The organism is Rahnella sp. WP5, assembly GCF_000745615.1.
Taxonomy (GTDB): domain Bacteria; phylum Pseudomonadota; class Gammaproteobacteria; order Enterobacterales; family Enterobacteriaceae; genus Rahnella; species Rahnella aceris.
In genome coordinates this window covers 238,098-253,822 of record NZ_JQJR01000011.1, presented here as the reverse complement: position 1 = coordinate 253,822, position 15,725 = coordinate 238,098, and the positions used below count along the sequence as shown (strand labels likewise).

13 protein-coding genes are annotated in these 15,725 nt (G+C 49.6%); 8 read left to right on the top strand and 5 right to left on the bottom strand.

Annotated elements, in window-relative coordinates; all coding sequences use genetic code 11:
* Positions 1-4 precede the first annotated feature (4 nt).
* Positions 5-1,423, bottom strand: coding sequence for an aminotransferase-like domain-containing protein (locus tag EX31_RS11565; RefSeq protein ID WP_013575060.1), 1,419 nt, complete (start codon positions 1,421-1,423; stop codon positions 5-7).
* 255 nt (positions 1,424-1,678) lie between these two features.
* Here EX31_RS11565 and EX31_RS11560 point away from each other — a divergent pair, with 255 nt between their 5' ends.
* Positions 1,679-1,864: a DUF1127 domain-containing protein gene (locus tag EX31_RS11560; protein ID WP_231576049.1), complete on the top strand. Its 186-nt coding sequence runs from the start codon at positions 1,679-1,681 to the stop codon at positions 1,862-1,864.
* A gap of 144 nt (positions 1,865-2,008) precedes the next feature.
* On the opposite strand, the gene metG is transcribed toward EX31_RS11560, so the two are convergent.
* Positions 2,009-4,198 carry a methionine--tRNA ligase gene (gene metG, locus EX31_RS11555; protein WP_255347860.1) on the bottom strand — a complete coding sequence of 730 codons (2,190 nt, stop codon included), beginning with the start codon at positions 4,196-4,198 and terminating at the stop codon, positions 2,009-2,011.
* Between metG and apbC the strand changes: the two genes are divergently transcribed.
* The 4 genes from apbC to asmA all read left to right on the top strand — a co-directional run bounded on the left by apbC (position 4,192) and on the right by asmA (position 8,605).
* The gene (gene apbC / locus EX31_RS11550) at positions 4,192-5,304 is read left to right on the top strand and encodes an iron-sulfur cluster carrier protein ApbC (protein WP_013575063.1); all 1,113 of its coding nucleotides are present in this window, start codon (positions 4,192-4,194) and stop codon (positions 5,302-5,304) included. The two genes, metG and apbC, sit on opposite strands and share 7 nt — an antisense overlap.
* Before the next feature lie 146 nt (positions 5,305-5,450).
* Positions 5,451-6,092 carry a uridine kinase gene (udk, locus tag EX31_RS11545; protein ID WP_013575064.1) on the top strand — a complete coding sequence of 214 codons (642 nt, stop codon included), beginning with the start codon at positions 5,451-5,453 and terminating at the stop codon, positions 6,090-6,092.
* Between the two features lie 37 nt (positions 6,093-6,129).
* Positions 6,130-6,711 carry a dCTP deaminase gene (gene dcd, locus EX31_RS11540; RefSeq protein ID WP_013575065.1) on the top strand — a complete coding sequence of 194 codons (582 nt, stop codon included), beginning with the start codon at positions 6,130-6,132 and terminating at the stop codon, positions 6,709-6,711.
* Positions 6,712-6,754: 43 nt separating this feature from the next.
* A complete protein-coding gene (gene asmA / locus EX31_RS11535) occupies positions 6,755-8,605 on the top strand; it encodes an outer membrane assembly protein AsmA (RefSeq protein WP_037034877.1) in 1,851 nt (616 codons plus the stop codon).
* 78 nt (positions 8,606-8,683) lie between these two features.
* Here the strand turns inward: asmA and EX31_RS11530 are convergent, their stop codons facing one another.
* On the bottom strand, positions 8,684-10,273 hold the full coding sequence (locus EX31_RS11530; RefSeq protein WP_013575067.1) for a TerC family protein: 1,590 nt from the start codon (positions 10,271-10,273) through the stop codon (positions 8,684-8,686).
* Between the two features lie 462 nt (positions 10,274-10,735).
* On the opposite strand from EX31_RS11530, the gene galU reads away from it, so the two are divergent.
* Positions 10,736-11,623 carry a UTP--glucose-1-phosphate uridylyltransferase GalU gene (gene galU / locus EX31_RS11525; RefSeq protein WP_013575068.1) on the top strand — a complete coding sequence of 296 codons (888 nt, stop codon included), beginning with the start codon at positions 10,736-10,738 and terminating at the stop codon, positions 11,621-11,623.
* A gap of 115 nt (positions 11,624-11,738) precedes the next feature.
* Here the strand turns inward: galU and rfbA are convergent, their stop codons facing one another.
* The gene (rfbA, locus tag EX31_RS11520) at positions 11,739-12,611 is read right to left on the bottom strand and encodes a glucose-1-phosphate thymidylyltransferase RfbA (protein ID WP_037034876.1); all 873 of its coding nucleotides are present in this window, start codon (positions 12,609-12,611) and stop codon (positions 11,739-11,741) included.
* A 19-nt stretch (positions 12,612-12,630) separates the two neighbouring features.
* Positions 12,631-13,695 (bottom strand): dTDP-glucose 4,6-dehydratase, encoded by a 1,065-nt coding sequence (gene rfbB, locus EX31_RS11515; RefSeq protein ID WP_037034873.1) that lies wholly within the window; start codon positions 13,693-13,695, stop codon positions 12,631-12,633.
* A 613-nt stretch (positions 13,696-14,308) separates the two neighbouring features.
* Between rfbB and rfbC the strand changes: the two genes are divergently transcribed.
* Together rfbC and rfbD are read left to right on the top strand one after the other, a co-directional pair.
* A complete protein-coding gene (gene rfbC / locus EX31_RS11510; RefSeq protein ID WP_037034871.1) occupies positions 14,309-14,845 on the top strand; it encodes a dTDP-4-dehydrorhamnose 3,5-epimerase in 537 nt (178 codons plus the stop codon).
* Positions 14,842-15,714, top strand: a complete 873-nt coding sequence (rfbD, locus tag EX31_RS11505) for a dTDP-4-dehydrorhamnose reductase (protein ID WP_037034869.1) — start codon at positions 14,842-14,844, stop codon at positions 15,712-15,714. The genes rfbC and rfbD overlap by 4 nt, the downstream gene beginning before the upstream one ends.
* Positions 15,715-15,725 lie beyond the last annotated feature (11 nt).

Genomic DNA, 15,725 nt, shown 5'->3' with positions numbered 1-15,725 from the left:
ACGTTTAGCAGTTTTCCAGCATCTGAGAAATCGTCAGGCCCACCTGCTGGATGGCGCGTTCAGTTTTTGCTGTCAGGGGCTGTGCATAATTGATGCGCAGGCAATTGCGGTATTTGCCAGAAGCAGAGAATATCGAACCGATGGCAATTTGCACTAAATGCTCTTCGAGCAGCCGGTTCAGCCGCTGTGTATCCACGCGTTCATCAAGTTCGATCCACAGCAAAAAACCGCCCTGGGGGCGGCTAACCCGGGAGCCGCACGGAAAATATTTCATCACCCAGTCAGTCATGGTGCACAGATTGCGCTGGTACTGGTTACGTATCCGGCGCATGTGCTGCAGATAATGCCCCTGTTTGATGAAATCCGCGATAGCGATTTGTGGCAGCGTAGCCGAGGCGCCGGTGGTGATGTATTTCATGTGCAGCGCACGGTCGTGATAGCGACCCGGCGCGATCCAGCCGACGCGTAAACCGGGCGCCAGCGTTTTGGAAAACGAACTGCACAGCAATACGCGGCCATCTTCATCGAAAGAGGTAATGGTGGCAGGGCGCGGATACTGATACGCCAGTTCACCATAAACATCGTCTTCGATAATGGCGATATCGTAGCGTTGCGCCAGACGCAGCAGGCTTTTCTTACGGTCATCAGGCATGTTGTAACCGAGCGGATTATTGCAGTTGGGCGTCAGTTGTATGGCTTTGACCGGCCACTGTTCCAGCGCCATCTCCAGTGCTTCGAGGCTGATCCCGGTCACCGGATCGGTCGGGATTTCCAGCGCTTTCATGCCAAAACCTTTCAGGGTTTGCATCGCCCCGTGAAAACTCGGCGAATCCACCGCCACGATATCGCCGTGTTCACAGACCGAACGGATGGCGATAGACAGTGCTTCATGACAGCCGGTGGTGATCAGGATATTGCTGGCATCCATATGGCTGCCGCTGTCAATCATCAGACGGGCGATTTGTTCGCGTAATTCTTCTGAGCCGTAAATGCTGTCGTAATGAAACGCGTTGAGATTCTGATGCTGGCCGGCGCGCCCCATCAGGCGGCTGAGGGGCCTGAGCGTGGCAGCCGTGACATCCGGCGAGCCCCGCCCGAGCTGCACCACGCCGGGACGGTGCGGGGAAGTAATCAGTTCGAGTACCTGATCCCACTGGGAAATATCCACCGGACGTTGCGTCGGGCGGCAAACCGCCGGAAGCGCTGCCTGCAAGCGTGCATCTTTGACAAAGTAGCCTGATTTTGGTCGTGCCTCCACCAGCTGTTTTTCTTCCAGCACGCGGTAGGCCTGCTGAACCGTGCTGACGCTGACGCCATGTTCACTGCTTAACACCCGCACCGAAGGCAGCCGGATACCTGCCGGATACAGCCCCTGCTCAATACGGTCACTCAAGACATTTGCCAGATTTTCGTAACGATTCATTATCTTTTCCTCAACGCCTGCGCAAAGAAAGCAGTACAGATGGACACAATCTAACGCTGAATCTGTCATCAGATCCAGATCTGTATGGTCGAAATATAAAAAAACTGAATCTGTAATGTTTTTACTGTTTGTAAGATCCTGATGTCAGGTCGTCAACGGGAGCAGAATATGAAAAATATCATTGAAGAACGGCAGTTTGCCGGATGTGAGACACGCGTTTGTGCTGATATCTTGAGGGCGGACAGGGCAGTACAGATGCCGCAAAAAAAGAGCGGATGGATAAAACAGTTGTTTGCTATCGTGCATAGCTGGAATGAGCGCCGCGTCAGCCGCAAGATTTTGCATTCGCTGAGTGCTGATCAATTGAAAGATATCGGGCTGGCGAAATCGGATATCGACAGAGAGTATCCGAAAGCCATTTGGCCGAACTGGCCGAAGTGATTATGCTCCCTCCCCTGCGAAGGGGAGGGCCGGGGTGGGGTATTAAGGTCAAAAAAATAAGCTGAAGTTTCTCCAACTCTTTATTTTGTCTGTAAAACCCCCTCCCAACCTCCCCCTTCGCAGGGGGAGGAGCAGTCATGAGTTTTATTTAACCTGCATACCCGGCTGTGCGCCGGAATCCGGGCTGAGCAGGAAGATGTCTTTTCCGCCAGGGCCCGCCGCCATCACCATCCCTTCAGAGATGCCGAAGCGCATTTTACGCGGTGCGAGGTTAGCGACCATGATGGTCAGACGGCCTTCCAGTGCTTTCGGATCAGGATACGCAGAACGGATACCGGAGAAAATCTGACGGGTTTCACCGCCCAGATCCAGTTGCAGACGCAGCAATTTGTCTGAACCTTCCACAAAATCAGCGCTCTTGATCAGGGCAATACGCATATCCACTTTGGCGAAATCATCAAACGTGATGGTTTCCTGAATCGGGTCATCGGCCAGCGGACCGGTTGCCGGTACTTTGGCGGCTGCGATGTCTTCTTTCGAAGCATCAACCATCGCGGTGACTTTATCCAGTTCGATACGGTTAAACAGCGCTTTGAACGGATTTACCTGATGCGACAACAGCGGTTGGGCAATCGCGTCCCAGTCCAGTGTGGTATTCAGGAAGGCTTCAGTGCGCTCTGACAGTGAAGGCAGAACCGGCTTCAGGTAAGTCATCAGCACGCGGAACAGATTGATGCCCATTGAGCAGATGGCTTGCAGGTCAGCGTCGCGGCCTTCCTGTTTTGCGACTACCCACGGCGCCTGCTCATCGACATAGCGGTTTGCCAGGTCAGCCAGCGCCATGATTTCGCGGATTGCACGGCCTGATTCACGGCTGTCATACGCCTGAGCAATGCTTTCAGCGGCATCGGTGAAGGTTTTGTACAGCGTTTCATCGGCCAGCGTGTCAGCCAGTTTGCCGTCAAAACGTTTGGCGATGAAACCGGCATTACGTGAGGCCAGGTTAACCACTTTGTTCACGATATCAGCGTTAACGCGCTGCACGAAATCTTCCAGATTCAGGTCGATATCGTCGATACGTGAAGACAGTTTCGCGGTGTAGTAATAACGCAGGCAGTCCGCATCCAGATGGTTCAGATAAGTGCTGGCTTTGATGAACGTGCCACGCGACTTGGACATTTTTGCGCCGTTGACGGTGACATAACCGTGCACAAACAGGTTGGTCGGCTTGCGGAAACCGCTGCCTTCCAGCATGGCTGGCCAGAACAGGCTGTGGAAATAAACGATGTCTTTACCGATAAAGTGATACAGCTCGGTGGTGGAATCTTTTTTCCAGAACTCGTCAAAATTCAGGTCAGTGCGGCGGTCACACAGGTTTTTGAATGAACCCATGTAGCCGATTGGCGCGTCCAGCCAGACGTAGAAATATTTGCCCGGCGCATCAGGAATTTCAAAGCCGAAGTATGGCGCATCGCGTGAGATATCCCACTGTTGCAGACCATGCTCGAACCACTCCTGCATTTTGTTTGCCACTTGTTCCTGCAACGCGCCCGAACGGGTCCACGCCTGCAACATCGCGCTGAATTCAGGTAAATCAAAGAAGTAGTGCTCGGAATCACGCAATACCGGCGTCGCACCGGAGACCACAGATTTCGGGTCAATCAGTTCCGTCGGGCTGTAGGTTGCGCCACACACTTCACAGTTATCGCCGTACTGATCCGGTGATTTACATTTCGGGCAGGTGCCTTTAACGAAACGGTCTGGCAGGAACATGCCTTTCTCAGGATCGTACAACTGCGAAATGGTGCGGTTTTTGATAAAACCGTTTTCTTTCAGACGACCGTAAATCAGCGCAGACAGCTCACGGTTTTCGTCGCTGTGCGTGGAGTGATAGTTGTCGTAGCTGATGCCGAAGCCGGCGAAATCTTTCTGATGCTCCTGGCTCATTTCGGCAATCATCTCTTCCGGCCTGATACCGAGCTGCTGCGCCTTCAGCATGATCGGGGTGCCGTGTGCATCGTCCGCACAGATGAAATGCACTTCATTGCCGCGCATTCGCTGGTAACGGACCCAGACGTCAGCCTGGATGTGCTCGAGCATGTGACCGAGATGGATGGATCCGTTGGCGTACGGAAGTGCACAGGTTACCAAAATTTTTTTCGCGACTTGAGCCATAGTAAGAGCTTGCTTTCTGTAGTTGAAATCAGGGGCATTGATGTTAACCGAAAGCGCCGCCCCGCGTAAACAAACGGGGGATCTCCTTACGTGTGTTCTGTTATGCTTATGGATAGATAAATAGTCTGATAACCCCCTTTCAAGGAGCCGGGATGACATCTCAATCCCCACAGCAGACCACACCCGCAGGGCTGCGCGCACTCGTGACCGGCGTACTGGCCACCTTCCGCCATTCCACACTGCAAAAAGATTTGCCCGCGATGAAAGCGTTGCATCACTGCGTGTTAATGGATGACGTTTTACATATTGATCTGACCCTGCCGTTCGCCTGGAACAGTGGTTTTGATGTATTAAAAGAACAAACCAGCAGCGAATTGTTGCGGGTGACCGGCGCTTCGGCCATTCAGTGGAATCTGCGCCACGATATTGCCACCATCAAACGGGCGAACGATCAGCCGGGTATCAAAGGTGTGCGCAATATTCTGGCGGTCAGTTCGGGTAAAGGCGGGGTAGGGAAATCGACCACGGCGGTGAACCTGGCGCTGGCGCTGGCAGCAGAAGGTGCCAAAGTCGGTATTCTGGACGCCGATATTTACGGCCCGTCAGTACCGAATATGCTGGGCACTGAGGAAGAACGTCCGACCTCGCCGGACGGCGTGCACATGTCGCCGATTATGGCACACGGCCTGGCGACCAACTCGATTGGCTATCTGGTGACGGATGAAAATGCCATGGTGTGGCGCGGGCCGATGGCCAGTAAAGCGCTGATGCAGATGCTTCAGGATACGCTTTGGCCGGATCTGGATTATCTGGTCATCGATCTGCCGCCGGGTACGGGTGATATTCAGCTGACGCTGTCGCAAAACATCCCGGTTACCGCCGCCTTAGTGGTCACGACGCCGCAGGATATCGCGCTGCTCGATGCAATGAAAGGCATCGTGATGTTTGAAAAAGTGCATGTGCCGGTTCTGGGGATTGTAGAGAACATGAGTATGCATGTGTGCAGCAACTGCGGGCATCACGAACCGATTTTCGGTACCGGTGGCGCACAACGTCTGGCTGAGAAATACCGCTGTGATTTACTGGCGCAATTGCCGCTGCATATTTCCCTGCGTGAAGATTTAGATCGTGGTGAGCCAACAGTCGTTTCCAACCCCGAAAGTGAATTCACGGCAATTTACCGTGAGCTGGCGGCAAAAATTGCGTCACAACTGTTCTGGAAAGGCGATGCCATCCCGACAGAAATTGCCTTCAGAGCCGTTTAATCCCCCAACTCTGTGAATTATTGCCTGATGTCAGCGATTACACAGCCTTAACGCTGGCATCGGGCAGTGTGTTGTACTTATAATTGGCGCGTTCAAAGCATATATCTGTGCTTGCCTTCCAACTTCCAAATCAGGTCTTTAATTTTATGTCTGACAAATTCCATCAGTGTGTCATCGTGGGTATCGCTGGCGCATCTGCTTCGGGAAAAAGCCTCATCGCCAGTACGTTATACCGTGAACTTCGTGATCAGGTTGGTGATGAGCATATCGGGGTGATCCCGGAAGATTGCTACTATAAAGACCAAAGTCACATGACCATGGAAGAGCGGGTCAAAACCAACTACGACCATCCCAGTGCGATGGACCACAATTTGCTGTTCCAGCATTTACAGGCAATGAAGTCTGGTCAGGCGATTGAATTGCCAAGCTACAGCTTCATTGAGCATACCCGTCTGCCTGAGACGGTGACCCTTAAACCGAAGAAAGTGATTATCCTGGAAGGGATCCTGCTCCTGACCGATGCACGTTTGCGTGACGAAATGAATTTCTCCATTTTCGTCGATACTCCGCTGGATATCTGTCTGATGCGCCGTATGAAGCGTGACGTCAATGAACGTGGTCGTTCGATGGATTCTGTGATGGCGCAGTATCAGAAAACGGTTCGTCCAATGTTCCTGCAATTTATCGAGCCTTCAAAACAATACGCAGACATCATTGTGCCGCGCGGCGGCAAAAACCGGATTGCGATTGATATCCTCAAGGCTAAAATCAGCCAGTTCTTCAATTAATCGCGGAACAATCCGTTAAAACCATACCGGAGATACGATGAGACTTTGCGACCGAGATATAGAGGCCTGGCTGGACAGCGGCAAATTAGGTATTTCACCCCGTCCTCCGGTTGAACGGATTAATGGTGCAACGGTAGATGTGCGTCTGGGTAACGGATTTCGCGTTTTCCTCGGGCACAATGCGGGTTATATCGATCTGAGTGGCCCTAAAGACGAAGTCAGCGCTGCACTCGATAAAGTGATGAGTGATGAGATTGTGTTGCCGGAAGGCGAGGCGTTCTTCCTGCATCCGGGCGAACTGGCACTGGCGGTGACCTTTGAGTCTGTCACCATTCCTGACGATCTGGTGGGCTGGCTGGACGGACGCTCTTCACTGGCGCGTCTCGGGCTGATGGTGCACGTGACCGCACACCGCATTGATCCGGGCTGGCAAGGGCGTATTGTTCTCGAGTTTTATAATTCAGGTAAGCTCCCGCTGGCGCTTCGCCCGGGAATGTTGATTGGCGCGCTGAGTTTTGAACCGTTATCCGGTTCTGCTGCACGGCCATACAATAGCCGTCAGGATGCGAAATACCGCGACCAGCAAAGCGCTATTGCCAGTCGTATTGATAAAGACTGATTCTGTTTTTTATCCGTTTTCCGGATAAAAACGTGAGGAAGGCATGAGAAGACTCCTGACAACACTGGTGATTTTACTGGTGGTTATCATTGCCGGTATGACTTCGCTGGTATTCCTGATTAACCCGAACGATTTCCGCCAGTACATGGTAGAGAGGGTCGAGGTGAAAAGCGGCTATCAACTGGCTATCAACGGTTCCCTGCGCTGGCATGTCTGGCCGCAGCTCAGCATCATTGCCGGACAGACCTCTCTGACCGCGCCTGGGGCTAAGGCACCGGTTGTCAGCGCTGAGAACATGCGGCTGGATGTCAAACTCTGGCCTCTTATTTCTCATCAGCTCGCGGTCAAGCAGGTTCTGCTGAAAAACGCCGTCATTCGTTTAACGCCGGAAACGGAAGAGAATCAGCCCAATGCACCGGTCGCACCTTCTACGCCAACGCCTGTTGCGCCAGGGGCATCCGAACTTGAAGCGGGCTGGAAATTTGATATTGATAAAATCAGCGTGGCTGACAGTTTACTCATCTGGCAGCGCGGTGATGACGAGCAGATCAACGTGCGTGATATCAATCTGGAAATGGAAAAGAATGACAACCGTCAGGCTAGTATCCAGCTTTCAAGTCGCATAAACCGCGACCAGCGCGATCTGTCGTTCACCATGAAAGCCGACCTGGATATGCAGCACTATCCGCAGGCTGTCTCTGCCAGCATCAGCAAGTTCACTTATCAACTCAATGGTGCCGATATCCCGGTGAAAGGCCTTCAGGGGAATGGTTCCATGCAGGTGAGCTATCAGCGTGATAACAATATGCTGACGCTGAACCAGCTGGCCCTGTCGGCCAATGATAATCAGATCTCCGGCACGGCCTCTGCGAAGCTGGGAGAACTGGCGGATTATCAGCTCAATTTAACCGCTGATAAGCTTGATCTTGATGCGCTTTCCGGCTGGCAGCCTGATACGCAGGAACAATCGTCGCAAACCGCGCAGTCTGTGACGTCAGCACCCGTTATCGCCCGTGATGTGGATGAACAGCCAAACGGGCTGAATGATTTGCAAACCTTCAATGCCACCCTGGCGCTTAAAGTTGCTGATCTCACTTATCGCGGTATGAAAATCCAGAACCTGGCCCTGAATGCGGTCAATCATCAGGGCCAGGTTTCCTTGCCGACATTTAGCGGCAATCTGGGAACAGGGCGCTTTTCTCTGCCAGGCACCCTGGATGTCACGGGGAATAAAATTCAGGTCCATCTGACACCGGATGTGGACAGCATTGAACTGGGTGATTTACTGACAGCTTACGGGTTACCGAAAGTCCTGACCGGGAGCTTCTCTATGCAAGGGAATGTTAACGGAGAAGGGTTGTCGGCCGTTGATTTTGCACGGCGATGGCAAGGCGAGGGGCAGCTTTCAATGGATAACGCGCGTCTGAATGGCCTTAATATTCAGCAACTCATTCAGCAGGCGGTCAGCCGTAATACCAGTAATGTTCAGGGACTTGAAAAGTATGAGCACTATAGCCAGATCGATACGCTGAAAGCGCAGGGACATCTGGCCGAAGGTACACTGACGCTGAATAATCTTGAAGGTCAGTCGCCAATGGTGTCTGCGAAAGGTGACGGAACAATCGATATGTCGAATCAAAAGGTGGATATGAACCTGCTGATCCGCGTTACCGGTGGCTGGAAAGGTGACAATAATCTGATCAATACCCTGAAAACGACAGACATCCCGTTGCGGGTTTACGGACCCTGGGCTCAGATGGGATATCAGCTGCAGGTGGACCAGATACTGAGGCGTACGTTTGAACAAAGCGCTCGCAGCGCCCTTCAGAACTGGGTCGACAAGCGTAAGGACAGTAAAGAAAAAAGCGATGTTGAGAAATTACTCAACAAATAATCTCTTTTCTAAGCCAATTCTGAGCATAAACAAAACGGGGTGCCATCGCAGGCACCCCGTTTTGTTTACAGGATTGAGTCAGACTTCGTAATCATCTTCAGAGGCGGTATCAGGTGGCGTGATCTTCACTTTTAAAATGCGGTGACTGCTGACTTCTAAAGGCTCAAACAGATAGTCATTAATGTGTATCTGCGCGCCCACCTGCGGGATGCTTTGGGTATATTCCATCAGCAGACCGGCCAGCGTGTGATATTCCCTTTTTTCATCCACCGGCAGGGAAATATACATCACCAGATCGTCAAGCGGCATGTAGCCGTTGGCTATCCAGCTTCCATCCTCCTGCTGCTGGATATCATGCCGTGCATCAGGCGTTTCGTCAGACTCTGGCAGGTTACCGGCAATGGTTTCCATCACATCCGTCAGGGTCACGATCCCTTCGACAGAACCAAATTCATCGACCACGAAAGCAAAATGCGTTTTTGCCTGGCGGAATTGTTCGAGGGCCATCAGCAGAGAAAGCTGTTCCGGGAAAATCAGGGGCTGGCGGATCAGCGCCTTAAGATCCAGTTCATTTTGCAGCAGTTGTTGTTTGAGCAGGTCGACAACGTGCACAACGCCAAGCGGTTCGTCGGTGGAGCTGTCTTCGGTGACCAGCATACGGGTATGTTGGTTATCAGCGATTTGCTGCGTCAGCACGTCGACAGGGTCATTAAGTTCAAGATGGTCTACATCATGGCGGGAGGTCATGACGCTGCTGACAGTGCGTTGCCCGAGTCCCAGCACGCGTTCAATCATGTGACGCTCCTGCTGGTTGAAAATCGCATCTTCTTCGTCAGCGCTGTCTGCAATCATGTTTGAAGAGTGAGCATCAAGTTCGGCTTCTTCATGTTTGCCACGCAAGACGCGCAATACGGTTTCTGCAGTGCGTTCACGCAGAGAGCGGCGCGAGGATAAAAAGCGTTTGCGGTTAAACTGTGCCAGCTGATTCAGCCCTTCAATGATCACGGAGAAACCGATCGCGGCATACAAATACCCTTTCGGGATAACATAGCCAAAACCTTCGGCAACCAGGCTGAAGCCGATCATCAGCAGGAAACTGAGACATAAGATGACGATAGTCGGATGCGCATTCACGAAACGTGTCAGTGGTTTACTGGCTAACAGCATCAGGCCGATAGCAATACACACCGCCACCATCATGACGGCCAGATGCTCAACCATCCCGACCGCGGTAATCACTGAGTCGAGTGAAAAGACCGCATCCAGCACGACAATCTGAGCAACGACCGGCCAGAATTTAGCACCGCGCTGCTGATGGCTTTGTTCTTCATCTTTGCCTTCGAGTCGTTCATTAAGCTCCATCGTCGCCTTGAACAACAGGAATATCCCCCCCGCGAGCATAATCATATCGCGCGCGCTGAACGGATGCCCGAGCACGGCAATAAGAGGGCGGGTCAGTGTCGAAAGCCAGGAAATGCAGGCCAGCAGAAGTAAGCGCATGACGAGGGCCAGTAAAAGCCCGGTGACGCGAGCCTTGTCACGCTGCTGACGCGGAAGTTTTTCCGCCAGGATGGCAATGAAAATGAGATTGTCTATCCCCAGGACAATTTCGAGAACTACCAGGGTCGCAAGCCCGGCCCAAATCGAGGGATCGGCGATCCATTCCATATTGCGTTTTTCACCTTTGGTTACACGACGATTGTCGCATGGTGAATAATGGGCGCCAGCGCTACAAATTTCAAATCTAAAACAGCGGTCTAGGCAAACTGGCAAGGGGGCCCGGGGGAAGAAGGATGAGATGTGATAAAAAGCCGTCAGGACTGATTTGGAAAGCAGCAAGTTACGATTATTAAATCACCGAACAGGTATAACATTCCTAAAAATAAGCCTTTAGCTTACTGTTTGGTGCGGCTTACTGGTATCGTAACTGAATTAACATAATCGTGTTTGAGTCCTAAAGTCATGAGTATGGTCTCCCTAAACCAAATCACAGAGACTATACTCATGGAAGAACTATCGGATTGGGAATTTAAATCAATTTTACAATTTCAGTTCAGAGAAATCCCTGACGCGTTTGGATGGTAACTGACTGAATTTACACACCATAGGTTTCAAGGAGTATCCTTTACAATGTTAAAAGCTGTTATCCCTGTTGCCGGTCTGGGCACACGTATGTTGCCAGCGACGAAAGCCATTCCAAAAGAAATGCTGCCTATCGTCGATAAGCCTTTGATCCAGTACATCGTTAATGAATGTGCTGCGGCGGGCATCAAAGAAATCATTCTGGTCACACACTCTTCGAAAAACGCGATCGAAAACCACTTCGATACCTCTTTCGAGCTGGAAAGTATGCTTGAATCCCGTGTGAAACGTCAGCTGCTGGAAGAAGTGCAGTCTATCTGCCCGAAAGGCGTGACCATCATGAACGTACGTCAGGGGCAATCAAAAGGCCTTGGGCATGCGGTTCTGTGTGCAAAACCTCTGATTGGTAATTCTCCTTTCGCGGTTATTCTGCCAGACGTTTTGATGGATGATTCCACCAGCGATCTGCGTAAAGATAACCTTGCTGCCATGCTTCGTCGCTTCCAGGAAACTGGCAACAGCCAGGTCATGGTTGAAGAAGTGCCGGAGAAAGACGTTTCCAAGTACGGTATTGTTAACTGCAACGGCGTAGAAGTTGAGCCGGGCGAAAGCGCGCCAATGACGGCTATCGTTGAAAAGCCGGAACTGAAGGACGCGCCATCAAACCTTGCGGTTGTCGGCCGTTATGTTCTGTCCGAAGCTATCTGGCCACTGCTGGCAGTGACACCGTATGGTGCAGGTAATGAAATTCAGCTGACTGATGCCATTGCCATGCTGATGAAAAAACATACTGTTGAAGCCTTCTCCATGACTGGCCGTTCACATGACTGTGGTGATAAGCTCGGTTACATGAAGGCGTTTGTTGAGTACGGTATTCGCCATAACACGCAGGGCGAAGCGTTCAAGGCATGGTTGAAAGAGTTTGCTGAAGAGTAAAAATTAATTTATTTCGAGCAATAAAAAGCACCGAATTTTCGGTGCTTTTTTTTTATCTGAAGTGATATTTAGAAAATAATTCAGGCCGGACTAGCCCATCAGCCTGAATTTATAATCAGTTATGTTCGTTAAGCAGTTGGGTCAGATACGCGCCATAAGCAGTTTTGCTCATTAATGCAGCTTGTTCAGCAACACGCTCTTTGCTCAACCATCCTTTACGAAACGCAATCTCTTCCAGACAAGCTACTTTAAAACCTTGTCGTTTTTCAATGGTGTGGACGAATTGTGAAGCCTCAATCAGGCTATCATGTGTTCCTGTATCGAGCCACGCAAAACCTCGGCCCAGAAGCTCCACCTGCAATTGACCTTTCTCAAGATACATTTCGTTTAATGTCGTTATCTCAAGCTCACCACGATGAGATGGCTTAACCTGTTTAGCCATCTCAACGATATTTTTGTCATAGAAATAGAGTCCGGTCACTGCCCACTGAGATTTTGGTTTTAATGGTTTTTCCTCAATGGAAAGTGCTTTAAAGTCCTTATCAAATTCAACCACGCCAAAACGCTCGGGGTCTTGAACCTGATAGCCGAAGACTGTTGCGCCCGTTTCTCGTTTAGCAACGGCTTCAAGCTGTTTGCCAAAGCTTTGACCAAAATAGATATTGTCGCCAAGAACAAGTGCACAACGTTCGCCGTTTATAAACTCTTCACCGATAATGAATGCCTGGGCAAGGCCGTCTGGAGATGGCTGTACTGCATACTCGAGTTTAATGCCGAATTGAGAACCATCACCCAGTAAGCGTTGAAAGGATGGCATATCTTCAGGGGTAGAAATCACCAATATTTCATTAATACCTGCCAGCATAAGCACAGATATTGGATAATAAATCATCGGTTTATCATAAATCGGTAACAGCTGTTTCGATACACCGCGGGTTAGGGGGTACAAGCGTGTGCCTGAACCGCCAGCTAAAACGATACCTTTCACTAGATTCTTCTCCTTAAAATTAGTTAGTCAAGCCAAGACGTTCACCGGCATAAGAACCATCCTGAACCCGGCTCCACCAATTTTCATTGTTCAGATACCATTCAACCGTTTTACGAATTCCGCTTTCGAAAGTTTCTTGTGGTTTCCAGCCTAACTCTTGCTCAATCTTACTGGCATCAATGGCGTAACGCATATCGTGACCAGGACGATCTTTCACAAATGTAATCAGTTCGGAGAACTTGGCGATCCCATTTGGTTTTGCGGGAATCAGTTCATCGAGCAACTCACAAATGGTTTTTACGACGTCAATATTTTTGCGCTCATTGTGACCACCAATGTTATAGGTTTCGCCTACGACACCCTCGGTAACCACTTTATAAAGTGCACGGGCATGATCTTCAACATACAACCAGTCGCGCACCTGTGCGCCATCACCGTATACCGGTAATGCTTTACCTGAAAGTGCGTTAAGAATGATGAGTGGAATGAGTTTTTCCGGGAAATGATAAGGACCGTAATTATTTGAACAATTTGTCACAATAGTAGGGAAGCCGTAAGTGCGCTGCCAGGCTCGCACTAAATGATCGCTGGAGGCCTTTGATGCAGAGTAGGGACTGCTTGGCGCATATGGCGTCGTTTCAGTGAAAAGATCCGTTGTGCCGTGCAAATCGCCATACACCTCATCCGTTGAAATATGATGGAAGCGGAAAGCTGATTTTTTCTCTTCAGGCAGAGAAAGCCAAAAATGTCGGGCTGCTTCCAGAAGCACATAAGTGCCAACAATGTTGGTTTCGATGAAGGCTGCCGGGCCATCAATCGAGCGATCAACATGGCTTTCAGCAGCAAGATGCATAACAGCATCCGGTTGGAAGTCAGTAAAAAGAGTATCCAGTTCTGTGCGATCACAAATATTTGCCTGCGCAAACTGATAGCGGGGATCAGATGATACGGGAAGGAGTGACTCAAGATTGCCCGCGTATGTGAGGCTATCGACAACCAGGACACTATCCTTTGTATTATCAATAATGTGACGAACAACTGCTGAACCGATGAAACCGGCACCACCGGTGATCAAAATTTTCATATATACGTACTCATTTATTAAGTGTTAGCTTTTTCACATGCCCAAAAAATCAGCTATTTCGCTTTTGTCGCGAATAAGAACATAGCGTAGCGCAGAGTTAGTGTAAGCGCAGCTATAATCAGGTGATTCCTGCATTTTCATGCTAAATATTTCTGCAAGCTATATTTAACTAAAATATATCAACGGTCTGTTTGAAAAGTACCCTGCTGTTGTGGGGGGCACACACACAAAATCTTCTGCCAGAACTGGACAGGTATCATATTACTTGTGACTCAGGGTTCTTGTAGGAATTGTCCAATTTGCAGCAAAAACTTGGTTTCAGAGAGGGGGGGGCTGTCTCATTATCGGTCACGGCAGCTCTGCTGGTCAGTGTATTGCAAATTGCGGATGAGTTTGTAAGCAACGAACCGTATAGTAAAGATACAGTTAGCCGAGAAATGAACTTTTAGCCAGATTCTGAGTGAGCCGCAATAGGCATTTGTGGTACGATTTTTTAGAAAATGGGAATGGCTGAATGCTTCATAAATGGAATTTGTAAGAACGGCATCAACAACCGTTTATACAGCAAAGGTAACGTGTCGTTGGATAATTGCATAACGAGTGAGCTATAAAAATGAATGTTATTGACACAGAAGTTATTGGCGTAAAATTAGTAGAACCTAAAGTTTTCGGTGATGATCGCGGATTCTTTTTGGAAACATTTCAGCAAAATCGCTACAAGGAAATGTTAGAAATCGATCTGGATTTTGTTCAGGATAACCACTCCCGTTCATCGAAAAACGTTCTTCGTGGCTTACATTTTCAAACGTCTAAACCGCAGGGCAAGTTGGTTCGTGTTGTCCGTGGTGAAGTATTTGATGTTGTGGTTGATATCCGTCCAGAGTCCGCAACTTTCGGTAAGTGGGTAGGTGTATATCTTTCGGAAGACAATAAGAATCAGCTGTGGGTACCACCCGGTCTTGCCCATGGCTTTGTGGTGATTTCAGACTTCGCCGATTTTGAGTATAAATGCACTGATTACTATGATCCTCGCAATGAAGGATGTTTGATCTGGAACGATCCTGAAGTCGGGGTAAAATGGCCTGTTGAAAGCCCATTACTTTCGGAAAAAGATGGTAAAGGTAAATCGTTCGGAGAGCTTTTCAAATGAGAGTCTTGCTGACGGGAGCAGAGGGGCAACTGGGGCGCTGTTTTAGTGATCGCGCTGGCGAATCATTGGAAATATTAGCCACTGACAGAAAGCAACTTGATATTACCGACCTTGTTGCAGTTCAAAAAGTTATTGATAGTTTCAAGCCTGATGCCATTGTTAATGCGGCAGCTTATACCGCTGTAGATAAAGCTGAATCTGATTACGATGCCGCCTTTGCCATTAACTGTCAGGCTGTCAAGAATCTGGCAAGCCAGGCCGGTAAGCTCAATATTCCTTTCATCCATGTTTCAACGGATTACGTGTTTAATGGTGAAAGTAAAATTGCCTACAGTGAATCAGACAACTGTGACCCTAAAAGTGTCTATGGGGTGACAAAGCGGGCTGGTGAACTGGAAGTTTTACAATCACCTAAAGGGATTGTGATCCGCACATCGTGGGTATTTAGCGAATATGGTAATAATTTTGTTAAAACAATGCTTCGCCTCGGCGCTCAACGCGATGCTTTGAGTATTGTCGGTGATCAGTACGGTTGTCCAACTTATGCGGGTGATCTGGCTCAGGCTATTATCGAAATACTGTCGATACCTAATTTCAAGCCGGGTTTATATCACTATAGTGGCGATGAAAGCGTTAGCTGGTATCAGTTTGCCCTTAGTATCTTCGCCACTGCGCATGCTTCAGGTTCATATCCCCGGATACCGGCATTATCTTCGATTACTACTGAAGAGTATCCAACACCGGCTGCTCGTCCGCGTTATTCAGTCATGAATACCAATAAACTGAATACTGCAGGTATTGCACCAGGAAACTGGAAGAAACAACTGGAAACGATTATCCCTAAAATATTGAATGAAGTCAGTGCATAAACGTCGGACGG